We start from the raw sequence: 22,069 nt of genomic DNA on the forward strand, positions 1-22,069 counted from the left end.
GCGCAAGCTTTCCGCCGCCGACGTGGCGTGACTACAGCACGTTCTTGTGGACGCGGCCATCCTTGATGATGACGGACAAATTCTTTTCCGGTGCTTCGATCAATCGAATATCGTCAAGCGGATTTCCGTTCCATACCAGCACATCCGCGAGTGCCCCTTCTTCGATAACCCCGAGTTTCCCCGTATAGGGTGTTCGCAAATTTGAAAGAGCGAGCAGCTCGGCATTAACCGAGGTTGCCATCTTCAGCGCGTCGGCATTGCTGAACCAGTTGGACAAATGGGTCAGCATGATGTTTTGACGGGGCGTCAGCTGCGGCGAGAAGAGGACATCCGATCCCCAGGCAAGCTTGATGCCGTACTTCTTGGCGTAGTCGTACACCTTCGGCGTGCTGGCAAACAGCTGCTTGACGCGCTCGACACCCGGACCCGTTTGCGACGCGGCGTCTTCCATGCTCAGAAACGGCTGGGTGCTCAGCCAGACGTTCTTGTCCGCGAACATTCTTGCCGTGTCCTCATCCATCAAACGGGCATGCTCGACGCAGGCGACGCCCCCCGCGATAGCGCGCTGCACGGTACGGGGAGCGTAAGCGTGGATCGTGACATAGGTGTTCCAATCCCTGGCCACCTCGACGGCGGCCCGGATTTCATCTTCACTGAACGTCGTCATGTCGAGAGGGCTGCGAGGCGAGGAGACACCGCCGCCTCCCACCAGTTTGATATGGGACGCGCCCTGCAAGAGTTGCTCGCGGACGCGCCGCTTCAGTGAGCCGATGTCATCGACGATCGCCGAGGCGCCAAGCAATTCGCCGACACTGAGTTGGCCATCTTTCGCGGGTATTTCCGACGGCATCCTGAGGTCGCCGTGCCCCCCGGACGTGGTGATCATTGCCCCCGCAGGAAAGATGCGGGGACCCGGAATGATGCCGGTGTCGATTGCCTGTTTGAAGGTGAAGACGGGCCCGCCCAGGTCTCTCACGGTGGTGAACCCGCGCATGAGGGTCCGCTCTGCTTCGGCAGTCGACGCGGCGTAAATTATGCCGGGATCACCTGCAAGAAGAACGTTCAATGGCACCGCGGCAAAGATCGAATGCCAATGGGCATCGATCAGGCCCGGCATCACGACCCTGCCAGCGCAGTCAATAACCGTCGCGTCGGCGGGCGGAGGATTGCCGTTCGCGTCAATGGACGACACCACATTGCCTTCGATCAGTATCTGGACCGAGTTTCGCAGGGTAGTTGTCTTGCCGTCAAACAGACGAGCCTGTCGCAGCATCAGCTTTTGCGGGGGCGAAGACTGCGCGCTTGCCAGACCTGGTAGGCCTGCCGCGATCGCGGCCCGACAGTCTTCAGAAACTTCTGCGAGAGTAATCCGCGAGGTGGTTTGAGACCCTGTGGAGCTCCGGGTTTGCACATCCGCAGCTCGCCGTTGACGCTAAGCGATTATACTTCCGGCCTAAACGAAGCATTGCTTTTTCCATCTCAAGGCGCTGAACTACAACCCGACGCTAACATGGCCTTTCTGGATAATCTACGGGCACTTGGTCTGGGTATGCAAGCTGGACGGGCGTCACGTGAAAGCGATAGCTGTATCGGCAACCCAACCTCGACCACCATTGCGGGTAGAAGGGTGAAAAATGGCAACTTCATTTTGGGCGGGTAAAGCTGCGAAATACTCAATTTCAGTTCTGGTTTTTCTGTCGCTTGCGGTGAGTGGGGCTTCTGCGGCGGAGCCCCGTCAGGCGCGGGACGAGTTGAAGGCATTTCCCGAGGCGCCAGCGGGCCAGCAACGACACGTTATCTTCCTGCCGAAGCGTTCCGACGAAGATGCGCGCCGGGTTGGCGTGATCGTCGGTCGAACCGAGTTGGTGGATTGCAATCGACATACCATCGGCTCCCAGCTGGAGAAGCGCACGGTCGATGGCTGGGGATATGACTACTACGTCGTTACCGGAGTTGGCGCGGTCGCGAGTACGCGGATGGCGTGCCCGGACAATACCAAGAAGAAAACGTTCGTGCGGAGCTCGGACGAGCCGCTCTTGCGATACAACAGCAGGCTTCCCCTCGTGGTGTTTGCACCCGTCGACGTGGAAATCCGGTACCGGATTTGGAGAGCGGGCCGAGAGAGAACGACAGACTGACGAAACTCGTCGCGCATCGCTAATATCGTGTTCGGCGGCAAGTCCGGGACGCCTGGCGCGGGCCCGCTACCGAGTTCCGTTTTCCCTTTCGCCTATGTCTCGGGCCTGCTCCCGTTTCGAGGGACATGTTCTAGACGTTGCGACCGAAATAGACGTCCACCGAGGCGATCCTGTCGCCCCTGAAGAGCATGACCTCCATGTTGCGGAATGCCCTGCCGTCATGCTTTTCGGCCCGGTAGCGTACCACGGCCTCGTCGTCCGCGATCTCAAGGTGCTCGATCTCGATCTCGCGAAATGGCGGCGGCTCGGGCCAGCAACGGCTGAAATAGGCAACGCGATCAATGTGATCGTCGCGCGGGCTGGAGAAGGTGAAGTCCTCCGTCAGCATCCCGGCCGCGATCTCCTTGCGGCCCTGAAGATAGGCATCGTAGAGCCCGCGAACGGTCTGCTCGCGCGATGTTTGCAGGGTGTCCATGGCACAAATCCTTTCGGCGTCAGTGGCCTCGCCCCAAAATCCGATTGCATTTTGCAATCGGATTTATAGCATCTCAAGCCCATTGCGGCAACTGCGGCACCACTGGCGGCTTGGAAAGTCTGCGGCGATGGTTCAAGATCATCGCCATCATCGATGACGGACGATCGCATGTCGGAAGCGCAAACCATGTTGGAGCGGCTGCAGAAGCTTGCCGCCAAGGACAACCGCCCGCGGGCGTTGCCTGAGGTGGCGGAGCAGTTCTCCGCGCTCTTTACCTTCGTGACCCGAGAGCGCGAACGCATCGCCGGCTGCGCCTTTCCGCGCGCTTCGATCGTGGTCATCGTCGAGGGTTCGAAGGAACTCGTGACCATGGGACGGCAGATGCGCTTTGGCGCGGGCACCGTTCTGGTCCTGCCCGGCGGTTGGCGCGGCGATGTCGTCAATGACCCTGATCCTGCCAGCGGCGTCTACCGGGCGATCTTCATCGGCTTCCCCGACGAACTTGTCGCGCGGGCGGCGCGTTCGTTCCCGCCGCAGCGGGCGGTTCGGCCGATCGATTTGCCGCTCGACACGGTTCTTGCTGCCGCGATCCACCATGCCGGCGAGGGCCTGACGAGCGGGACGCTGCCTGCCCTGCTGATCGAACATCGCGTGATGGAGGTGTTGACGGTGCTTGGCATGCGCGGCGTCCTGCCGGTCAAGCCGAAGACAACGAGCGACGCGGTGCGCTCGCTCATCCGCTGGCAGCCGGACAAGTCCTGGACCGCCCATGCGATCGCCGCCGAGCTCGGCACCAGCAACGCGACGTTGCGGCGCCGGCTGACGGCGGAATCGACGTCCTTGCGCGACCTGCTGACGGAGGTGCGTGTGGACCTTGCGGCAACGCTGCTCTCGGAGGAAGGGATCTCGCTCCGCGAGGCGGCGCTTGCGGCCGGCTATCGTTCGCCGCGACGCTTCGCCGAGCGCATGCGAGCCAGGCAGCACGTCGCAAATGTTTGAGCTTTTCCGACAATTCTTTGAGCGTTTCTGCGCATCAGGCGATCATCACGATTGTTAGAGCTGTCTCATCGAAAAGGAGACACGCTCATGCGTAAAACGATAACGGCAGCGACCCTCATTCTTGCTCTCGGCGCGTTGCCGACCCTCGCCTCGGATTTGACGGTCACCTTCGAAAAGAGCGGCAAGGGCGGCACCTTGCCGGAGCAGAACGCTTCCTGCATCGCGGCCGACGGCAAGGCGGCGGCTGGCAAGAACAAGAGCCCAGCCTTGTCCTGGTCGAAGGGACCGGCAGGCACGCGGTCCTATGCGCTTGCCATGACCGATCCGGATGTGCCGCAAGACCTCTCGCTGCTCAACAAGGACGGAACGGTGATCGCGCACGACCTGCCCCGGACGGAATTCACGCACTGGATCCTTGCTGACATCCCGGCCACGGTCACAAAGCTCGCCGAAGGAGCCGATGGCGACGGCTTGCCGCCGGGCGGATTGCCACTGGAGATGACCGATCATGGCCGCCGCGGCCAGAATGGCTTCGCTGGGTTCTTGAAGGATGGTCCCTACGGCGGCTATATGGGCGCGTGCCCACCGTGGAACGATCTCCGCATCCATCGCTACCGCGTAACGGTCTATGCGCTCGACACCGAAAGGCTCCCGCTTCCCGACGCCTTCACCCGCGCCGATTTTCTTGCCGCCGCAAAGGGACATGTCCTTGCCTCCGGCGCGGCTGAACTGACCTATACGATCAATGCAAAGGCCACGAAATGACCGATACCAAATGGGACGCAGCCGTTGTCGAGAGCGGCTCGATCTACTGGAAGCGCAATCTGGTCATTTCCTTGCTCGGCTCCTTCACGACGATTGTCGCGATGACGCTGCTGCTGCCCTTCCTGCCCCTCTATGTCGAGGAGCTTGGGGTCAGTAACCACGCGGCGATCGTGCAGTGGTCGGGCATCGCCTATGGCGCGACCTTTCTGGCCGCCGCCTTCGTGGCGCCGCTCTGGGGCCGGCTTGGCGATATCTACGGGCGCAAGTTGATGCTGGTGCGCGCCAGCGCCGGGATGACGGTCGCGATCTCGCTGATGGGCATGGCTGACAACGTCTGGCAGCTGGTGGCGTTGCGCCTGTTCGTCGGCCTTGCGGGCGGCTATTCGTCCGGCTCGATGGTGCTGGTTGCGACGCAGACGCCGAAGGATCGATCCGCATGGGCGCTCGGTGTACTCGCTTCCGGCATCATGGCCGGCAACCTCGTCGGGCCGCTGATCGGCGGCGCGCTGCCGCCGTTGATCGGCATCCGCAACACCTTCCTCGCCGCCGGTGGGATGATTTTCCTGGCGTTCCTTGCAACCACCTTCCTGATCAAGGAAGAGAAGTCCCCTGCCCGCAAGCAGGCCGCGAAGGCAAGCGGCGGCTGGGCCTCGATCCCCGACAAGGGTCCCGTCATTGCGATGCTCGCCACCGGCATGCTGCTGATGCTCGCCAACATGTCGATCGAGCCGATCATCACCGTCTACGTCGCGCAGCTGGCGGAAGATCCCGGCAGGGTGACGATGATAGCAGGCATCGTCATGTCGGCGGCAGCGCTCGGGAGCATCCTGTCGGCCTCGCGTCTCGGCAAGCTTGCCGACCGGATCGGCCACTGGCCGGTCATTGCGGGTGCCCTTGCCGTCGCCGGCCTGCTGCTGATCCCGCAGGCATTCGTGACCAGCTCCTGGCAGCTGATCATCCTGCGCTTCCTGATGGGGATCGCGCTCGGCGGGCTTCTGCCCTGCATCTCCGCGGTCATCCGCCATAATGTCCCGGACAGTGCGGCCGGCAGCATCCTCGGGCTGTCGGTCTCCTCGCAATATGTCGGTCAGGTCGCCGGTCCGGTGCTCGGCGGCTTCGTCGGCGGCCATATCGGCATGCGGGCGGTGTTCCTCGGAACCTGCGTGCTTTTGATTGCCGGCGCTGCCTACGCGTGGCTCGTGCGGCCAAAACAGATGGCGAGGTAGCCGCTACATCAGCAGGTAGTCGACCGGCACTGGGAGCGGCGGCAGGTCCGTCTCTCCCAGCGCTTCGCGCAGATTGATCTCGATCGTGTCGGCAAGGGCGCCGATCGGCAGCGCGTTCGGCTGGTTGCCGAAGGGCGCTTCCAGCTCGTCGCCCAGCGCATCGAGGCCGAAGAAGGTGTAGGCGACCAGCGCCGTCGCAAACGGCATGAACCAGCCGAGAACGTCGTCGAAGCCGAACGGCAGCAGCAGGCAGAAGAGATGCGCCGTGCGGTGGAGCAGAAGCGTGTAGCCGAACGGCACCGGTGTCCAGCGGATGCGCTCGCAGGAGGCCTGCGCCAGCGTCAGCTCTCCCAGCGTCTTGTCGAGTATCTGATAGGAGATGTCTGACAGCATGTCCTTGGCACGCAGATCGGCAAGCTCCCGGGAAATTTCCAGCGAAATCGCCTCCGGCGGCGTGCGGCTCGCGTGATAGCGGGCCTTCAGCTCAGGCGACAGCAGGCACTCGACCTTTTCGCGGCCGCTGCCAGCACGCAGATGCGGCACCAGCGACTGGATGAAGGCGATGACGAGCGTGACCAGGCGTCTGCGCGCTTCGGCCCCGGCCTCGCCATGCGCCGTTTCGAGGATCAGCGTCTGCCGCGCGAAGTGACGCGCCGAGAAGATCATCTGTCCCCACTGCTTGCGCGCCTCCCACCAGCGGTCATAGCAGGCGTTGTTGCGGAAGCCGAGGAAGATGGAGATCGCGATGCCGAGAAGCGCGAAAGGCGCGCCGCTGAAGACCGGCAGAACACCCGGCCAGACGCTGTGAACGAGAACCACGAGCGAGGACAGGAAGCCGGTCAGCAGGATCTGCGGAAAAACCTGCTTGATGATCGAGCCGCGGAGAATGAAGAAGAGTTTAAGCAGGCTGGGACGGGGGCGCACGATCATGACGCGGGCTTCTCGGTCGTTCGAACAAAGAGATGTCGGCTCTCCTCCCTACAGCCGAGCGAATGGCCGCGGCAAGCGCGGCCATTGTATTCAGATCCGAGGCAACAGACTTAGCTGTCGCTTTCGCTGCGGCCGAAGGCCCAATCCATATAAAGTTCGAGCGCCTTGCGCGTGACCGGCCCTTGCTGGAAGTCGCGGCCATCGAGGCGGTTGACGCCAACGACCTTGGAGTAATTGCCCGTCGTGAAGATCTCGTCGGCGTTCATGAAATCCTCGACCGAGAGCGTCACTTCGCGAACCTCGAAGCCCGCCTTGCGCAGCAGGCCGATGACGCGGGCGCGGGTGATGCCGGCAAGGAAGGTGCGGTTGGCGATCGGCGTCGAGACGATGCCGTCCTTGACCATGAAGATGTTGGAGGACGCCGTTTCCGCAACGTTGCCGTTCATGTCGCGCATCAGCGCATTGTCGAAACCACGGCTTTTGGCCTCGGCAATGGCGCGGCCGCTGTTCGGATAGAGCGAGCCGGCCTTGGCATCCGTCATCGCCGTTTCCGGCGACGGGCGGCGGTATGGCGAGACGGTCAGCGAATTCGGCGCATTGTTGCCAAGCGGGGCTTCGAACAGGCAAAGCGCGAAGCGGGTGGATTCACCGTCGACCGTGACGACGCTGCCGGCCGAACCATGCTCGCCCCAATACATCGGCTTGATGTAAACAGGCGTCTTGCCGTCGAACCTCTTGATGCCTTCCCAGGCAAGCGCCTCGATCTCCTCAGCGGTCTTGACGGGCTTCAGGCCCATGTTGATCGCCGAGCGATTGACGCGCTGGCAATGCCGGTCGAGATCCGGCGCGATGCCGTCGAACCAACGCGCCCCATCGAAGACCGTCGAGGCCAGCCACATGGCATGCGAGGTCGGCCCGATCAGCGGCGGATTGCCGGTGAGCCACTCTCCCTCGACGTAGGTCCAGGTGGTTGAACGGGGCGATGTGTCGACGGCCATGGGCATTCTCCTTGAAAAGTCCGAAGAGCAAAATCCCCGCGCGAAGAGCCGGTCAAGCGGAAATCCGCGGCCTGGAACCCTACGCAAGAAAATGGCGACGAGGCTTTCCAGGGCGTAATATTCGTGCGCGATCCCTTGCACGCCATCGATGGGTATATCACGGAAAATCATGGATGGCGCGATTGGATGCGACACCGACGGCGTGGCATCATTCGTCGGAATCGCTGCGGCTGATAGGGAGTAAAATCGATGAAAGCCATGTTCTACGACGCCTTTGAGAAGGCTCCCGAAATTCGCGCCCTACCCGATCCGACGCCCAGCGAGGATGGTGTGGTCATTGCCGTCGGCGCGTCCGGGCTCTGCCGCAGCGACTGGCACGGCTGGATGGGCCATGATCCTGATATCAAGCTGCCGCATGTGCCGGGCCATGAACTGGCCGGCAAGGTCGTCGCAACGGGCAAGGGCGTGGTGCGCTTCAAGGTCGGCGACCGCGTGACCGTACCCTTCGTGTCCGGCTGCGGCCATTGCGGCGAATGCCATTCCGGCAACCAGCAGGTCTGCCCGAACCAGTTCCAGCCCGGCTTCACGCATTGGGGTTCGTTTGCGGAATACGTGGCGATCGATTATGCCGACACCAACCTCGTGCACCTTCCCGACAGCATCGACGATGCGACGGCGGCAAGCCTCGGCTGCCGCTTTGCGACGTCGTTTCGCGCCGTTGCCGACCAGGCGCGCACCGGTCCCGGCGAATGGATCGCCGTTCACGGCTGCGGGGGCGTCGGCCTATCGGCGATCATGATCGCAACGGCGCTTGGTGCCAACGCCATCGGTATCGATCTCTCCGACGAGAAGCTCGCCTTCGCGCGCGACTGCGGCGCGGTGGCCACGATCAATGCGAAGAGCGTCGCCGATGTGGCGCAAGCGGTTCGCGAGATCACCAAGGGTGGCGCGCATGTCTCGATCGACGCGCTCGGCCACCCCGTCACCTGCTTCAACTCGATCAAGAACCTGCGCCGGCGCGGGCGGCATGTGCAGGTCGGCCTCATGGTCGGCGAATATGCGACACCGCAGATCCCGATGGCGCAGGTGATCGGCCACGAGCTGGAGATCTACGGCAGCCACGGCATGCAGGCCTGGCGCTACGATGCGATGCTGTCGATGCTGACGTCAGGCAAGATCGCGCCACAGAAGCTAATCGGCCGGCGCATCACGCTTCAAGAGGCGATCCCGGGCTTGATGACGCTGGATCAGGCCGAAGGAGTCGGGATCAGTGTCATCACGCAGTTCTGACGGCTCGACCGCAACCGACTTCAATCAAAACGAGTGCTGCAGTTTGTAGCGTTACTGTGGTTGCGATTCATATTGCAGCGCTGCAGGCCATCGCGGCGTCCATCGCCAAGGACAATGCAAAGGCTTTGGGGGAAGTCGCCAAACGCATTCTGGCGGCGCAGAGCGAGGGCCAGGAGAGTGCTGCAGCCTTAAACGGTAGGCGCCAATGCGGTGCCGGTAACCTGTCCTTGCTTCACGCTCGCCAAATTGAGGGCCAGCGTGACATCGTTGATGATCCCCAGGCGCGCCTCGATCACTGCAATTTTCTCGGGCGTATCGGCATTGAGTGCTTCGATGTCGATGAACAGCTGCTCGCAGCCTCCAGGTGTGACGGTCCCGAACATCTGGCCCGGCTCGTCGCTGATATTCCGCCAGCTGTGCTGGACATGCGGCGGCTCTCGGACGAAGAGAGCCGCAAAGGGGCGATACGCCGCACCGTCTTGATGCCGACAGGATCATTGCCCATATGCCGGCCGACGCTGAAAACGCCAACCACGACGGACTTGGAGCCAGTTGCCATTGACCTTGGAAAGGTCTAACGGGCTCGCCGCCAAGAAAAAGAAAAGCGAGACATGATGTCCAACTCATTTGCAAAGGCGCCTGCCCAGGTGAGCGCGAGGGTGTTTTTCGTGCTGGGCGATCGGATCGAGCGACGGGCTCGTCTGCAAGGAGCCTGGCTCAACATCTTCGACATTACCGTGCCGGCGGGCAGCCGGACGCCGCTGCACCGCCACGCCAGTCCCGAAGTCTTCAGGATCATCGAGGGTCGGCTGACGATTCGCCGCGCGACGGAGAACGGCATCGACGAGTTCGAGGCGACGACCGGCGACATCGTCCGCATCGAGGCGAACCAGCCGCACGCCTACTCCAATCCCGGCCATCAGGCCGCCATCTTCTCGGCTATCGTCGACAGCGACATGGTGGAATTTCTGGAGGCAGCTGGCTCGCAGGAACCGCCGAAGGCGGCGCCGTCAGCGGAAACGCGGGACCGCATGAATGCCGCAGCCAACGCCCATGGGATCACCATATTGGCGGCCTGAGTCCTTTTGGTCTCCGCCCGAGACTATAGCTCGGGCGAGCCTCACCTGCTCCCTTAATAAATACTGTCATACAAAGACGATATGGGCGATTTCGTACGTGGCCTCTTGCGTTCGCCGCCGTTCGTCGACTGTATTTGAGCTCGACGCCGACCGGTCGCGACGTAGGCGCGATGCGAGCGCGCACCCTGGAAGCTAATTTGTAAGGGAGATGGTCATGGCATGGTCTGCCAGCCAGTATGTCAAATTCGAGGATGAACGCACACGCCCGGCGCGGGATCTGTTGGCGCAGGTGCCGCTTGAACACGTCCGCCACGCCGTGGACCTCGGCTGCGGGCCGGGCAATTCAACGGAGCTGATTGTCGAGCGTTTCGGTGCCAAAGGCGTTTCCGGCCTGGACAGCGATCTGAACATGCTGGAAGCGGCTCGCAAGCGCATGCCCGGCACGCCCTTTGTCGAGGCCGACCTTGCCACCTGGCAGCCGAGCGAACCGGCGGACCTCCTCTTTGCGAATGCCGTCTTCCAGTGGCTGCCTGAGCACCTCGACATTTTCGATCGCTTGATGGACGGACTTGCGCCGGGCGGCGTGCTGGCGGTGCAAATGCCCGATAATCTGGCCGAGCCGACGCATCTGCTGATGGAGGAGACAGCGCATGCCGGCCCGTGGAAAGCAGCGTTCGAGGCGCGGAGCGTTCGCCGCAAAACCCTGCCGCCGCCCTCCACCTATTACAGCCGGTTCATCGGCAAGGCCGCCCGCGTCGACATCTGGCATACAGCCTACAACCATCCAATGGCTGACGCCGCGGCAATCGTCGAATGGGTCAAAGGAACGGGCCTGCGGCCCTATCTCGATCACGCAGGCGAAAAGCATCGCGAGGCGTTCCTGGCGGACTATCTCGGCCGCGTTGAAAAGGCCTACCCGAAGATGTCGGACGGGCGCGTGTTGTTGCGCTTCCCTCGGATCTTCATGGTGGCGGTAAAGGGCTGACACGCCTGGCAGATCGACCGGATCCCATTGGCCGGTCGACGGGTAGGACCGATTCTGGTGACATTGCCGTGCAATGCTCAGGCGGCATCCTGCTTGCCGCCGCACAAGCGCGCAGTATAGTCGATGGAAACAGCGAGGAAACCTTCATGGACGCCGCCCCCATTCCGTCAGCCACACTCGTCATCTTCGGCGCGACCGGCGACCTGACGCGGCGCCTGCTGATACCGGCGATCATCAATCTGACGCGAAGTGGATTGGTCGGCGACGATCTGAAGATCCTCGGCGTCGGCATAGAAGCTGGCGACGACGCCTCACTGGTTGCGAGGCTGGACAGCTTCCTAGCCGGATTGAGCGACCCGATCCGCCCGGAGACCGACGACGCCTGGCGGGGTCTGCGGCAGCGTATCTCCTATATTTCAGGCGATTTCACGCAAGATGGCATATTCGTCGAGATCAAGAAGCACCTGACCAACTGTAACGCGGCCTTCTACTTCGCAGTACCGCCGCAGTTCTTCGGCCCGCTGGTCGAAAAGCTGGCCCAGCACGGACTCACCAGCGAGACTGACGGATGCTTCCGGCGGATTGCCATCGAGAAGCCTTTCGGCACCGACCTCGCCTCGGCCCGCGCGCTGAACGCCCGCATCCTCGCCAATGTCTCCGAGAGCCAGGTCTACCGCCTCGACCACTTCCTGGGGAAGGAGACGGTACAGAATATTCTGACCGCCCGCTTTGCCAACATGATGATCGAGGCGCTCTGGAACAACAACTATATCGACCACGTGCAGATCAGCGCCGCCGAAACAGTCGACGTCGGCACGCGCGGCAAATTCTACGACGCGACCGGCGCAATGCGCGATATGATCCCCAATCATCTGTTCCAACTGCTGGCGATGATCGCGATGGAGGCCCCGAACGGATTTGGCGCCGAAGCGATCCGTACGGAAAAGAGCAAGGCGCTGAGCGCGTTGCGCATCTATACGCCGGAGGAAGCCGAAGCACATGCCGTCCGCGGCGCCTACACATCAGGCAAGCTCGACGGAAACGACATTACCGCGTTCCGGGAAACCAAGGACGTCTCGCCCGACAGCAATACCGAAACCTTCGTCGCGATGAAGCTCTACGTCGATTCCTGGCGTTGGGCCGGCGTGCCCTTCTATCTCAGGACCGGCAAGGCGCTGAAGGCGCGCGATACGGAAGTCGTCATCACCTTCCAGCAGGTGCCCTTCGCGCAGTTTCGGAAAACGGATGTCAACCGTCACCTGCCGCCGAACAAGATGGTCATCCAGGTCCAGCCCGACGAAGGGCTGAGCGTCGAGATCTCCATCAAGTCGCCCGGCCTATCTGTCGACACCGTCCCGGTCTCGCTCGACTTCCGCTATGCCGACGAGTTCGACATCGGCAAGATGACCGGGTACGAGTCGCTGCTCTACGATCTTTTCACCGGTGACCAGACGCTGTTCCAGCGCGCCGACGGCATCGAGGCCGGTTGGGCGACGGTGCAACCCTTCCTGGATATATGGGCGAAAAGCAGCGAAACGCCGGAGCCGTACGCGCCTGGAAGCAGTGGTCCATCCTGCGCCGACGAACTGATCCGCCGCGATGGCCGGGAGTGGCATGAACTGGGCGCAGCCACCCGCAACCACGATCCAAAGTAAAGTCCGGAAATACACGCTTAACTAAAGTAAAACCGAATAGAATTTCCCGGCAGCTCGCGCATGGCGAGCATAGATATTGTACCATCTCGTATGGACGAGACCCATCGCAACACATTTATGGTGTGCTATACAAAATATGGATGTGTTGACCCTTTCGCCTAGTATAGCGAAGATTCTCCGGCTGACCGCGTTGCTTTTTCTGTGCGACAAAGAAGGCGGGGCTCGTCCAACCCCGACGGGCCCTTCTTGTATTTTTCTAGCATTTGGCGAATAAAGTATATATTAGTCGAAATTGTTAAAGCTCGATTAATATATTTACTTGCGCTCTCTCGCCGCCTTGCTAAATCTATCTCGAGGGTTTTGGGGTATTGACATGGTAGATAGTCAATTGGCTAAGAATCGTTCGATTTCCGATCAGCGTATGGAAACCTGCAGGTCGGAGTTCGAACCCCTCCTTTTCGAGCTCATTCGCAATGGCGAGAAAAGGGGATGGAAGGCAGCCGAAATCGCGATGGCTCTGGCCGACGCTGCCGACGACGTCATCCTTAAGCTGGCAAGAGAAACGAAGAGCAAGCATTAAACCGGCTGCCTTGCGGCTTTGATGCCATGACGCTTCAGAAGTGCCTCCCTAACACGCAAGAGAAGCTGTAGCTTGTCTCCAGTGATTCTCTTCCCGGTTAAGAGGCCCGATGTCGCAGTTGATTGCAGCCGTTCTTCTTGCCTGTGGATGCGTCAGCCTCGCCGAGGTTGCCGACTGGCCACCCGCGGACAGCTATATTCCGAAGATCGGTTGCCAGCAAAGCGACGCTGCCGAGCGCTGCGAACAGATCCGTGCTGATTGGACCGGCCTTTACGCGGATGCCATCGCCGGTCGCATCGAAAGTCAGAGGAAAATTTCTTTCTGCCTGAGCACCGGCTGCAACGAGGGCATCGTTGTCGAGCCCGTCCTTGGCTGTGCCTGGCGTCAGGTTATTGCGGCATCGCACAACCCAGAGATCAACGACACCGACCGAACCAACATCGACCGTTATTGCGGCCCCCGTGTGCTTGACGATGCCGGACGCAAGGCTGCCGGCGACCAGTCGCAAGCTTGGCTGGCCTTGCTTGGCGTCACGCCGTAACAAAAGCGAACGGGCGGGAACAAGCCCGCCCGCCAAAAGTCTCGTTTTGCCGCTTAGACGAACTGGCTGAGGCCCGGAACCGAGCCGACAACCTCGTCCACGACTTCCTTGCCGGCGTGCTGCTCGGCAATCGCGATGGTTTCCTTGGCGAGCGTGGTGATCTCGCCCATGCCGAGGCCTTCCGACATCAGCTGCTGGCCGAGCGCCATAATGCCGCCGCCGCCGAGCGCGCCCATGATGCTGCCGAGGATCCCGCCGCCGTTCGCGCCTTCGCCGTTGTACTTGGCAACGAGGTCGGAAGCGCCCGGAATGGCTTCGATCATCTTGGCGACCGGACCGTCTGCCGCCTCGCGCTGCAGGAAGCCGAGCATCATGCCCACCGCCTTTTCGGCCAGTTCCGGAGTGATGCCCACACGCGCGGCGATCTGGTCTACGATTTCATTCATTGTCAGCCTCCTATTTTTGACGTTAACGTCAACGTTAGTCGAACTTTCCGGGCAACTCAAGCCGCCGGCCGCAAAAGCCCGCTTTATCCTACTTTTCCTTTTAATGCAGACAGTTGTCCGCACCGGGCTCCCTGCTTATAACAGGGAAGCGATATTACAATGACCATGCGGAAACGACGCTCCGCATTTTGACGCAATCGGCGCCGACAGCCGCAGGGAGAATTTTCGAAATGCTCGAGGATGGCAAGATTTTCGTCGGCGTCAGCCGCAATTCGGATGACAGCATCAACAAGCCGGAATATCTCGACCTGAAATTCGGAAACCGCCACGGCCTGGTAACGGGCGCAACCGGCACCGGCAAGACGGTAACGCTGCAGGTGCTGGCCGAGGGCTTCTCGAGGGCCGGCGTGCCCGTCTTCTGCTCCGACATCAAGGGTGATCTTTCCGGTATCGCCGCCAAGGGCGAACCGAAGGATTTTCTCACCAAGCGCGCCGAGCAGATCGGCTTCGACGATTACGAGTTCGACCAGTTCCCGGTCATCTTCTGGGACCTCTTCGGCGAGAAGGGCCATCGCGTCCGCACCACCATTGCCGAAATGGGGCCGCTGCTCCTCGCGCGGCTGATGGATGCCTCCGAGCCGCAGGAAGGCGTCATCAACATCGCCTTCAAGCTCGCCGACCAGGGCGGCCTCCCTCTGCTCGACCTCAAGGACTTTTCCTCGCTGCTGAATTACATGGCGGAGAACGCAACCGAGCTTTCCAGCCAGTTCGGTCTGATCTCGAAGGCGTCGGTCGCCTCGATCCAGCGTGGTCTCCTTGTGCTGGAACAGCAGGGTGCCGAGCACTTCTTCGGCGAACCCGCGCTCAAGATCACCGACATCATGCGGACCAACAACCGCGGCTATGGCCAGATTTCCGTGCTCGCCGCCGACAAGTTGATGATGAACCCGCGGCTCTATGCGACTTTCCTGCTGTGGCTGCTGTCCGAGCTCTTCGAGGAACTGCCGGAAGTCGGCGATCCCGAGAAGCCGAACCTCGTCTTCTTTTTCGACGAGGCGCATCTGCTCTTCAACGACGCGCCGAAGGTACTGATCGAGCGCGTCGAACAGGTCGTGCGTCTTATCCGCTCGAAGGGGGTCGGCGTCTATTTCGTGACGCAGAACCCGCTCGATGTGCCGGAAACCGTGCTCGCTCAGCTCGGCAACCGGGTGCAACATGCGCTGCGCGCCTATTCGCCGCGCGAGCAGAAGGCTGTGAGGACAGCGGCGGACACCTTCCGTCCCAACCCTGCCTTCGACTGCGCCACCGTCATCACTACGCTCGGCACTGGCGAAGCGCTGGTGTCGACACTGGAGGCGAAGGGCTCACCCTCGATCGTCGAGCGGACGCTGATCCGCCCGCCGTCCGGACGCGTCGGCCCGTTGACCGATCCGGAGCGCCAGCAGGTCATGGATAAGAGCCCGGTGCTCGGGGTCTACGACGAAGATCTCGATCGTGAATCCGCCTTCGAGATTCTGGCGGCGCGCGCCAAGAAGGCATCCGACTCCGATGCAGCCAAGCAGGTGCAGCCGACCGAGCCGACCGAGGGCAGCGCCTCGGGCCGCTGGACACTGCCGGGCTTCGGCGATGATGAGACCGAACCGCAGGCCAAGAGCCAGGGCCGCGCCCGCTCCTCCGGCTACCAGCGCGAAACGGTCGTGGAAGCGGCGATGAAGAGCGTGGCCCGTACGGTGGCGACACAGGTCGGCCGGGCCCTGGTGCGCGGCATCCTCGGAAGTTTGAAGCGCTGAGCGGAAGGGGGTTATCGCCCTCGTTCCGCCCCGCGAAATCTTCTGCCCGTCACGCGCTCAACGCTTGCGGACGAACTCCGTGCGCAAGACAAGGCCCTTGATGGTGTCGTGGCGGCAGTCGATCTCTTCCGGGTTATCCGTCAGCCGGATCGAGCGGATGACCGTGCCCTGCTTTAGGGTCTGATTGGCGCCCTTCACCTTCAGATCCTTGATGAGGGTGACGGAATCGCCGTCCTTGAGGACGTTTCCGGCAGCATCCCGGACCTCAGCGGCCTGCGCGGCCGCGGCAGCCATTTCCGAAGCCGGACGCCATTCGCCCGTCACTTCATCATAAACGTAATCGTCGTCACCGCCTGCCATGGCGTCTCTCCTGGAAATTTAAGAATACCTGTCGAGCCGCTTACAGCAACCACGCTGCCCAATGCAAGTTCGGGAGCGCGACCGCGCAGCACAAGCGCTTCGGTTGCATTCCTGGGTCCGCAATGCTATTTCTCCTATGCACTCAAAGAGAAAGGAGGGTCGCGTGCAAAATTTCTATTTCCGGTTCAACCGGCAACGTGGCCCCGTCAACGCCCTGCAAATGCGTTTGCAGGGCTGACCAGAGACCGTTTCTCACAAACTCTCTTCCCTGGTCTGCCCTTCGTGGCAGCAGTTTGGGCATTCGCCCGTCTGCAATACTCATCCACCGAGCTCGAAGCACACGCACGCGATGAAGGCTGCATGCCCTCGCCCGTGTGATCGCTCGGCAAGACCAGAGCAAGATCATGACCCTTATCAATATCCGCAATCTCGGCGTCACCCTCAGCGCACCGCTTTTTGCCAAGCTTGACCTCGTCATCAATGCCGGCGACCGTCTGGGGCTCGTCGCCGCCAACGGCCGCGGCAAGTCCACACTGCTCCGCTGCATTTCAGGAGAGCTCGAGGCAACCCACGGCGACATCACGCGCTCGCGCGGGCTGACGATCGGCTATGTCGAACAGGACGTGCCGGCCAAGCTGCTTGACGTGCCGTTCCACGATGCTGTCCTGCAGGCGCTGCCTGCCGATCAGCAGGCGAACGAAAGCTGGCGCGTGGACATCGTGCTGGATTCGCTGGACGTGCCCGAAGCCTTGCGCAGCCGCCCGGTCAGGCAGCTCAGCGGCGGCTGGCAGCGGCTGGCGATGCTGGCGCGCACCTGGGTGATGGAGCCGGACGCGCTGCTGCTCGACGAGCCGACCAACCACCTCGATCTCGGCAAGATCGCGGCGCTTGAGGATTGGTTGAACGCGCTGCCCCGCGATGTGCCTGTGATCATCTCCAGCCACGACCGTGCCTTCCTCGATGCCGTCACCAATCGTACGCTGTTCCTGCGGCCGGAGCAGTCGCAGGTCTTCTCCCTGCCCTACAGCCGGGCGCGGGCAGCGCTTGATGAGGCGGATGCGGCCGACAGGAGACGCTACGAACGCGACATGAAGACGGCCGAGCAATTGCGCAAGCAGGCGGCGAAACTCAACAATATCGGCATCAACTCCGGCAGCGACCTGCTGGTTGTCAAGACAAAGCAGCTGAAGCAACGCGCCGACAAGCTCGAGGATGCGGCCAAGCCCGCCCATCTCGAGCGATCGGCCGGTGCGATCAAGCTCGCCAACCGCGGCACGCATGCCAAGGTGCTTGTGACACTCGACGACGCGGAGGTCCGTACCCCTGAAGGCACGACGCTCTACCGGACCGGCAAGCAGTTCATCTGCCAGGGTGACCGGATCGTATTGCTCGGGGAGAACGGCGCCGGCAAATCGCGGCTGATCGCGATGCTTCGAAAGGCAATCGGCAACGCGGAGACGGCGCAGGATGGCATCAAGGCCACCCCTTCGCTGGTGCTCGGCTATCGTGACCAGGCGCTGGCCGACTTGAAGGACGGCGATACGCCGATGGAGACGATCATCCGCCGCTTCGACGTTGGCGACCAGCGAGCGCGGGCGCTGCTCGCGGGGGCCGGCATGACCATCGACATGCAGTCGCGTCCGGTCGGGCGGCTGTCGGGCGGGCAGAAGGCACGGCTCGGCATGCTGGTTTTGCGGCTGGCGGAGCCGAACTTCTATCTGCTCGACGAGCCGACCAACCACCTCGATATCGACGGGCAGGAAGCGCTGGAGGGCGAACTCATGGCCCACCAGGCGAGCTGCCTTGTTGTTTCCCACGACCGCAGCTTCGTGCGCGCCATCGGCAACCGGTTCTGGCAGATCGAGCGCCGGCGGCTGATCGAAGTGGAGAGTCCGGAGCCCTTCTTTGCGGCTGCACGGCCTTAGGGTCCGGACTTTGGCGAGCCGGCGGCGAGGCATGGCAACCCTAGCCCAAGCAGCGAATTGCGAGGAGAGGAGATAGCGAGGACTAGGCAATGAGCAGACTGTTGATCCTGTCGGCTGGCGCCATCCTGGCACTAGCTTCCGTGGCGGCCGCCGCACCGGCTATGCAACCGCTGAAGATCTCCAAGGAGTGCAGCCAGTACACCGGCGAGGCGCCGAGCTTCTGCACGATTACGGAATCGAACCTCGCGGCGATCCCGGCGGGCACCAAGATCTTGTACTATGGGCCGGTGACCGGCAGTCCCCTTTTCGGCAGTAGCACGACGGTTATTGCCGTAGGAAACGGAGATACGGCGGTGGGGTACTGCGTCACCTACGACACCGCCAGCCCGATGCAGGGAACCTGTGCGTTTCATGCCGGCAGCGGGACGCTCGCCGGATTCCAGGCGGTCGTCAAGGTCACGGTCGACGACAAGCAGATCTATCACTGGGACGGAGGCTACCTACTTGGCACCGACAAGGCCGCCAAGTGAGAGCAAAAGGAATGCTGCCTGGCCGTTTGACGTGAATTCGTGCCCTGACTCCTGATTAGCAGGAGACAATGGCGGCGCGGCAACTACCCTTCCGTTTGCCGGGCGAAGCACCTGCCGGCCGGGTCTCTAAGCGCCTAGCACGGCGCTTGGTGAAGGCGGACCCATACGGTCCGATGTCCAAGTGTGTGGGTTATCAGAACGAGGCCGGCGTGGCGCCGAGCAGGCTGAGCTTGCCGCCGTTAAGGGAATAAAGGCTCATCTTGCGCTCCACGGTACCCGCCGGCGTCATCCGGAAGAGACCGGTCACGCCGCGGAAGCCGACCTTGCTGGTCAGGTTCTGTGCGTTCATTCCCTCCGGTCCCTTTGTCCGGACAATGCCCGAGGCAACGGCAACAGCATCGTAGCTGTAAGCCGCGTCGGTGGAGAGTGCGCGCTTGTAGTGCCGCTGGTAGCGCTCGGCGATCATCGTCGCGCCTTCGGGCTCGACCATGGCAATCACCGTGCCTGCCACCGAGGGATCCGTATACGTTTGCGGCGGCCAGGCGCTTGTGCCGACGAAGGTGACGTTCGTCTTGCCGCTGGCCTTCACGGCGCCGGCGATGGTCGTGGTGATCACCGTTTTCCCGAGAACGAGCACGGTATCGGCATTCTGCAGATTGGCGCCCGCCCTCTTGACCGCATCAGCGGCGGCAGCGTCCGTCAGATCGTAGCGGGCAAGGCCGAGATACGTGCCGCCGCCGGCGTGGATGGCGCTTGCCAACCGGGCCTCGTCAGCAGCGGGAAAGTCGTTTTGGGCGAAAACCAGCACCTTCTTGTGGCCGCTGGCGGCGGCTACCTGCACGCCTTCAATGGCGCTGTCGATTTCATCGGAAACGAAGTTGTAGACATTGCCCGATGTTGGCGGCACAGGGGCGCCCAGATTGAGCAAAGCCGGCCGCTGGTCAGCCGGCACCGCAGCGATAGCCGAGGTGACGGCAGGCAATGCGTAGCTCACGAGGAGAACGGAACCGCGCGCCCTCGCCTCGCTGACCGCGGTCGCGGCGGCTGGAGCGCCGGAGGCCACGTCGACAACCTTCACGAAGACCTGGTTGCCGCCGAGTTCGCCGACGCCGAGGCCGGCACCGTCGCGCACGTCACGCGCAGCACCCTCATAGATGCCGGTCGCGCCCTTGGGCAGCAGCAGCGTGATCTCCGCTCCCGTTTCTCCGAAGCTTTCCTCGACCTCGCTCGAAGGTGCCTTGATATCGTTGGTTTTCACATTCTTGGCGATGCCATCGACGTCGGACTGGCAGCCCATGAGCGCACCGCAGGCGACGACGATCGACATTGCGAGAACGAATTTGATGAGTTTGAGGGGACCGGCGCCTTCCGAAGGCGACACTTGCCGTGTCGAGCGTAAACCATGCGAGCCTTGCACCGGCTCGATTGACTGCACTGTCACCTGTTCCCCCACCACTCGCAATCGCGGCCTTTTCCGGCCCTTTGACAGGATTTCATATCTGCACAGGCAACACCGGAAAGCAAACCCTTCGCCCAAACTTGGTTTACGGGCACACTAAACTTTTATGTTCTTTTGAAGAGATAATTTATACCAACCTTATCCACGCTTAAATACCTGATTTTTATAGATGTTTTGTACGTTTCTCGCAGCCAACGAGAGACAACCATCGATGAAGCGCAGTATAAAAACAAGCAATATCGCTGCTTTTACTTTGTCTGCATTTTCAGCCGCATTTGCACCGAATATTTCGGCGGCATCCGTATTGCCGTCTTCGCAAATGTCAGGCGGGATCTACTCCGTTGACCTGGCGGCTGAAACGGCCCGCGCCCTGACGCTCGGCGGCGTCGCCAACCTCCTCAGCCTTGCGACGAAAAGCATCGGCACCATCGACGTTGCCGCGCTGACGCGCTCGCTACAGCCCGAGCCGGCCGGCTGGGTGAACGAGAGCGTCGCTCCAGCCCAACCGGTTGCGCGTCCGGCGATCGCCGCGCCGGCAGGTGGCGCCGCTTTCGGGACGGTTGCCATTCCTTTCAAACGACTGGCTGCCCTGAAGAAGCTCGAACCGTCCCTGTCGGAAATGACGGATGGAACCGCAATTGACTGCAGCGCAGGCAAGTGCTCCGGGGCCGCGACCGCGATCAAAGTTGCCTTCAGCAAGACGTCGCAGTCCTCGATCCGCGACAAGCTGAACGCGGTCAACATCACGATCAATCACACGATCCGCTACAGCCGCGACATCGACACCTACAAGGTGGCCGACTACTGGGCGACGCCCGCCGAAACGCTCTCGCGCCAGCAGGGCGATTGCGAGGACTTCGCGATCCTGAAGATGGCCGCGCTGCACGCCGAAGGCGTCGAGCTCAAGGACATGTCCGTCATTGTCCTGTTCGATCAGAAGCGCCATTTCTACCACGCCGTGCTTTCTGTTGCGGTGAACGGCAACCGCTTCATTCTCGACAACATGCGTGACGAGGTTCTGCCGGATACCAAGCTGCCCGACTATGTGCCACTCTACTCGATCGCGGACGGCAAGGGCTACCTGCACGGAACACGCACCGGCGCCAAGCAGGTTGCCTCGGCATTGCCACTCGAAAAGGTCGCTCCAGGCGAAGGCACGACGTTCTGAAAATCGCCGGCAAGATGCAGAATAAGCGGCTGAATCTCGGCCGCTTTTTTCATGTCTGGGATTTTCTGGTCAGTAACGAGAGACATAGCCGATCAGCATCGGCTTCTCATGCGTTGGCGCCAAAGCCAGATTGATCTGGCCCTTCATCGAGGCCGAGCCGACGGCTATGGTGAAGCCGGTGTTCAGCGTCTTGCCCCTGTTGCGATAGAGCGTGGCGATCGCCTCATCGATCTGCGTGTCGATCGAGAAGCGCAAGCTCTTCGTCAACTGCGCCGCATCACCAAGCGGAAGACGCTGGCGCAGCATGGTCAGGAAGGGATCGTTGAAGAGCTGGATCTTTTTTTCCTGTGTCAGCAGGATCGTCGGCGACGGCGACGCCTGGATGATGGCATTGACGTTTGCCATGGACGAGGCGTCCTCGACGGTATCCAGCCTCCGCAGCGCCCACTTGAAGCTGAGCACACGCAGCAGCGAGGCCAGGTTGCCGGACTCCGGCATCTGCGAGGCCGTATAGTGCACGAGGTCGGCCGTGCTCATCTTGCCGGCCGACGACATGCGCCCGAGGCCATCCCAGTAGATCCGCTCGAGGCGGATACCGCGGCGCTCGCCGCCTCGACCGACGACCGCACGGAAGCGCGGCTCGATCTCCTCGGCGCCGATGGCCGGCAAAGGCTCCTCGATCGGCTCGAGTTCGGTGAGTGCGTTGCTGCCTGGCTTGACGATCAGCATC

At 61.9% G+C, this 22,069-nt stretch carries 21 protein-coding genes and 2 pseudogenes; 14 read left to right on the forward strand and 9 right to left on the reverse strand.

The features are described from left to right. Nucleotides 1-31: 31 nt before the first annotated feature. Nucleotides 32-1,466, reverse strand: a pseudogene (locus AF71_RS20930) (amidohydrolase family protein). A gap of 168 nt (nucleotides 1,467-1,634) precedes the next feature. On the opposite strand from AF71_RS20930, the gene eco reads away from it, so the two are divergent. Further along, nucleotides 1,635-2,138 (forward strand): serine protease inhibitor ecotin, encoded by a 504-nt coding sequence (eco, locus tag AF71_RS20935; RefSeq protein ID WP_169682889.1) that lies wholly within the window; start codon nucleotides 1,635-1,637, stop codon nucleotides 2,136-2,138. A 130-nt stretch (nucleotides 2,139-2,268) separates the two neighbouring features. Here eco and AF71_RS20940 read toward each other — a convergent pair whose 3' ends face one another. After that, entirely contained in the window at nucleotides 2,269-2,613 is a 345-nt protein-coding gene (locus AF71_RS20940; RefSeq protein ID WP_169682891.1) for a nuclear transport factor 2 family protein, read from the reverse strand. Nucleotides 2,614-2,781: 168 nt separating this feature from the next. Here AF71_RS20940 and AF71_RS20945 point away from each other — a divergent pair, with 168 nt between their 5' ends. The 3 genes from AF71_RS20945 to AF71_RS20955 all read left to right on the forward strand — a co-directional run bounded on the left by AF71_RS20945 (nucleotide 2,782) and on the right by AF71_RS20955 (nucleotide 5,603). Continuing rightward, the gene (locus tag AF71_RS20945) at nucleotides 2,782-3,612 is read left to right on the forward strand and encodes a helix-turn-helix domain-containing protein (protein ID WP_113471788.1); all 831 of its coding nucleotides are present in this window, start codon (nucleotides 2,782-2,784) and stop codon (nucleotides 3,610-3,612) included. A gap of 87 nt (nucleotides 3,613-3,699) precedes the next feature. Then, a complete protein-coding gene (locus tag AF71_RS20950) occupies nucleotides 3,700-4,377 on the forward strand; it encodes a YbhB/YbcL family Raf kinase inhibitor-like protein (RefSeq protein ID WP_169682893.1) in 678 nt (225 codons plus the stop codon). Beyond that, nucleotides 4,374-5,603: a multidrug efflux MFS transporter gene (locus AF71_RS20955; protein WP_169682895.1), complete on the forward strand. Its 1,230-nt coding sequence runs from the start codon at nucleotides 4,374-4,376 to the stop codon at nucleotides 5,601-5,603. The genes AF71_RS20950 and AF71_RS20955 overlap by 4 nt, the downstream gene beginning before the upstream one ends. A gap of 3 nt (nucleotides 5,604-5,606) precedes the next feature. Here AF71_RS20955 and AF71_RS20960 read toward each other — a convergent pair whose 3' ends face one another. Together AF71_RS20960 and AF71_RS20965 are read right to left on the reverse strand one after the other, a co-directional pair. Further along, nucleotides 5,607-6,533 carry a bestrophin family protein gene (locus AF71_RS20960; protein ID WP_169682896.1) on the reverse strand — a complete coding sequence of 309 codons (927 nt, stop codon included), beginning with the start codon at nucleotides 6,531-6,533 and terminating at the stop codon, nucleotides 5,607-5,609. 110 nt (nucleotides 6,534-6,643) lie between these two features. Continuing rightward, complete coding sequence (locus AF71_RS20965) at nucleotides 6,644-7,531, reverse strand: branched-chain amino acid aminotransferase (RefSeq protein ID WP_025661077.1); 888 nt, start codon at nucleotides 7,529-7,531, stop codon at nucleotides 6,644-6,646. Between the two features lie 249 nt (nucleotides 7,532-7,780). Between AF71_RS20965 and AF71_RS20970 the strand changes: the two genes are divergently transcribed. Next, on the forward strand, nucleotides 7,781-8,821 hold the full coding sequence (locus tag AF71_RS20970; RefSeq protein WP_169682898.1) for a zinc-dependent alcohol dehydrogenase family protein: 1,041 nt from the start codon (nucleotides 7,781-7,783) through the stop codon (nucleotides 8,819-8,821). A gap of 188 nt (nucleotides 8,822-9,009) precedes the next feature. On the opposite strand, the pseudogene AF71_RS20975 reads toward AF71_RS20970, so the two are convergent. Beyond that, nucleotides 9,010-9,255, reverse strand: a pseudogene (locus AF71_RS20975) (hypothetical protein); the annotation flags it as partial. A gap of 177 nt (nucleotides 9,256-9,432) precedes the next feature. Here AF71_RS20975 and AF71_RS20980 point away from each other — a divergent pair. From AF71_RS20980 to AF71_RS21000, 5 genes are all read left to right on the forward strand, one after another. Next, the gene (locus AF71_RS20980; protein ID WP_169682900.1) at nucleotides 9,433-9,900 is read left to right on the forward strand and encodes a cupin domain-containing protein; all 468 of its coding nucleotides are present in this window, start codon (nucleotides 9,433-9,435) and stop codon (nucleotides 9,898-9,900) included. 214 nt (nucleotides 9,901-10,114) lie between these two features. After that, nucleotides 10,115-10,885, forward strand: coding sequence for a trans-aconitate 2-methyltransferase (tam, locus tag AF71_RS20985; RefSeq protein ID WP_169682901.1), 771 nt, complete (start codon nucleotides 10,115-10,117; stop codon nucleotides 10,883-10,885). A 146-nt stretch (nucleotides 10,886-11,031) separates the two neighbouring features. Beyond that, a complete protein-coding gene (zwf, locus tag AF71_RS20990; protein WP_169682903.1) occupies nucleotides 11,032-12,540 on the forward strand; it encodes a glucose-6-phosphate dehydrogenase in 1,509 nt (502 codons plus the stop codon). Nucleotides 12,541-12,928: 388 nt separating this feature from the next. Next, complete coding sequence (locus tag AF71_RS20995; protein ID WP_169682815.1) at nucleotides 12,929-13,120, forward strand: hypothetical protein; 192 nt, start codon at nucleotides 12,929-12,931, stop codon at nucleotides 13,118-13,120. Between the two features lie 109 nt (nucleotides 13,121-13,229). Further along, the gene (locus tag AF71_RS21000; protein ID WP_169682905.1) at nucleotides 13,230-13,661 is read left to right on the forward strand and encodes a hypothetical protein; all 432 of its coding nucleotides are present in this window, start codon (nucleotides 13,230-13,232) and stop codon (nucleotides 13,659-13,661) included. A 53-nt stretch (nucleotides 13,662-13,714) separates the two neighbouring features. On the opposite strand, the gene AF71_RS21005 is transcribed toward AF71_RS21000, so the two are convergent. Further along, on the reverse strand, nucleotides 13,715-14,107 hold the full coding sequence (locus AF71_RS21005; protein ID WP_169682907.1) for a hypothetical protein: 393 nt from the start codon (nucleotides 14,105-14,107) through the stop codon (nucleotides 13,715-13,717). A 230-nt stretch (nucleotides 14,108-14,337) separates the two neighbouring features. Here AF71_RS21005 and AF71_RS21010 point away from each other — a divergent pair, with 230 nt between their 5' ends. Next, a complete protein-coding gene (locus AF71_RS21010; protein WP_169682909.1) occupies nucleotides 14,338-15,897 on the forward strand; it encodes a helicase HerA-like C-terminal domain-containing protein in 1,560 nt (519 codons plus the stop codon). Between the two features lie 57 nt (nucleotides 15,898-15,954). Here the strand turns inward: AF71_RS21010 and AF71_RS21015 are convergent, their stop codons facing one another. After that, a complete protein-coding gene (locus tag AF71_RS21015; protein WP_018859604.1) occupies nucleotides 15,955-16,257 on the reverse strand; it encodes an alkylphosphonate utilization protein in 303 nt (100 codons plus the stop codon). Between the two features lie 404 nt (nucleotides 16,258-16,661). Between AF71_RS21015 and AF71_RS21020 the strand changes: the two genes are divergently transcribed. Both AF71_RS21020 and AF71_RS21025 read left to right on the forward strand, forming a co-directional pair. Continuing rightward, nucleotides 16,662-18,182, forward strand: a complete 1,521-nt coding sequence (locus AF71_RS21020) for an ABC-F family ATP-binding cassette domain-containing protein (protein WP_169682911.1) — start codon at nucleotides 16,662-16,664, stop codon at nucleotides 18,180-18,182. A gap of 89 nt (nucleotides 18,183-18,271) precedes the next feature. After that, entirely contained in the window at nucleotides 18,272-18,712 is a 441-nt protein-coding gene (locus AF71_RS21025) for a hypothetical protein (protein ID WP_169682913.1), read from the forward strand. A 193-nt stretch (nucleotides 18,713-18,905) separates the two neighbouring features. Here the strand turns inward: AF71_RS21025 and AF71_RS21030 are convergent, their stop codons facing one another. Then, the gene (locus tag AF71_RS21030) at nucleotides 18,906-20,153 is read right to left on the reverse strand and encodes a hypothetical protein (RefSeq protein ID WP_169682914.1); all 1,248 of its coding nucleotides are present in this window, start codon (nucleotides 20,151-20,153) and stop codon (nucleotides 18,906-18,908) included. A 322-nt stretch (nucleotides 20,154-20,475) separates the two neighbouring features. Here AF71_RS21030 and AF71_RS21035 point away from each other — a divergent pair, with 322 nt between their 5' ends. Continuing rightward, nucleotides 20,476-21,339: a transglutaminase-like cysteine peptidase gene (locus tag AF71_RS21035; RefSeq protein WP_246733752.1), complete on the forward strand. Its 864-nt coding sequence runs from the start codon at nucleotides 20,476-20,478 to the stop codon at nucleotides 21,337-21,339. Nucleotides 21,340-21,408: 69 nt separating this feature from the next. Here AF71_RS21035 and AF71_RS21040 read toward each other — a convergent pair whose 3' ends face one another. After that, entirely contained in the window at nucleotides 21,409-22,068 is a 660-nt protein-coding gene (locus tag AF71_RS21040) for a ribbon-helix-helix domain-containing protein (protein WP_113161963.1), read from the reverse strand. Between the last annotated feature and the right edge of the window lies 1 nt (nucleotide 22,069).

The organism is Rhizobium sp. 57MFTsu3.2 (assembly GCF_012932765.1).
GTDB lineage: Bacteria > Pseudomonadota > Alphaproteobacteria > Rhizobiales > Rhizobiaceae > Rhizobium > Rhizobium altiplani.

Excerpts from the sequence above, each read along its gene's own strand:
- eco (WP_169682889.1), top strand. The coding sequence starts at position 1,635 with ATGGCAACTTCATTTTGGGCGGGTAAAGCTGCGAAATACTCAATTTCA.
- zwf (WP_169682903.1), top strand. The coding sequence starts at position 11,032 with ATGGACGCCGCCCCCATTCCGTCAGCCACACTCGTCATCTTCGGCGCG.
- AF71_RS20945 (WP_113471788.1), top strand. The coding sequence starts at position 2,782 with ATGTCGGAAGCGCAAACCATGTTGGAGCGGCTGCAGAAGCTTGCCGCC.
- AF71_RS21005 (WP_169682907.1), bottom strand. The coding sequence starts at position 14,107 with ATGAATGAAATCGTAGACCAGATCGCCGCGCGTGTGGGCATCACTCCG.
- AF71_RS20960 (WP_169682896.1), bottom strand. The coding sequence starts at position 6,533 with ATGATCGTGCGCCCCCGTCCCAGCCTGCTTAAACTCTTCTTCATTCTC.
- AF71_RS20955 (WP_169682895.1), top strand. The coding sequence starts at position 4,374 with ATGACCGATACCAAATGGGACGCAGCCGTTGTCGAGAGCGGCTCGATC.
- AF71_RS21020 (WP_169682911.1), top strand. The coding sequence starts at position 16,662 with ATGACCCTTATCAATATCCGCAATCTCGGCGTCACCCTCAGCGCACCG.
- AF71_RS20950 (WP_169682893.1), top strand. The coding sequence starts at position 3,700 with ATGCGTAAAACGATAACGGCAGCGACCCTCATTCTTGCTCTCGGCGCG.
- AF71_RS21025 (WP_169682913.1), top strand. The coding sequence starts at position 18,272 with ATGAGCAGACTGTTGATCCTGTCGGCTGGCGCCATCCTGGCACTAGCT.
- AF71_RS20965 (WP_025661077.1), bottom strand. The coding sequence starts at position 7,531 with ATGGCCGTCGACACATCGCCCCGTTCAACCACCTGGACCTACGTCGAG.
- AF71_RS20980 (WP_169682900.1), top strand. The coding sequence starts at position 9,433 with ATGATGTCCAACTCATTTGCAAAGGCGCCTGCCCAGGTGAGCGCGAGG.
- AF71_RS20940 (WP_169682891.1), bottom strand. The coding sequence starts at position 2,613 with ATGGACACCCTGCAAACATCGCGCGAGCAGACCGTTCGCGGGCTCTAC.
- AF71_RS20970 (WP_169682898.1), top strand. The coding sequence starts at position 7,781 with ATGAAAGCCATGTTCTACGACGCCTTTGAGAAGGCTCCCGAAATTCGC.
- AF71_RS21015 (WP_018859604.1), bottom strand. The coding sequence starts at position 16,257 with ATGGCAGGCGGTGACGACGATTACGTTTATGATGAAGTGACGGGCGAA.
- tam (WP_169682901.1), top strand. The coding sequence starts at position 10,115 with ATGGCATGGTCTGCCAGCCAGTATGTCAAATTCGAGGATGAACGCACA.
- AF71_RS21010 (WP_169682909.1), top strand. The coding sequence starts at position 14,338 with ATGCTCGAGGATGGCAAGATTTTCGTCGGCGTCAGCCGCAATTCGGAT.
- AF71_RS21000 (WP_169682905.1), top strand. The coding sequence starts at position 13,230 with ATGTCGCAGTTGATTGCAGCCGTTCTTCTTGCCTGTGGATGCGTCAGC.
- AF71_RS21040 (WP_113161963.1), bottom strand. The coding sequence starts at position 22,068 with ATGCTGATCGTCAAGCCAGGCAGCAACGCACTCACCGAACTCGAGCCG.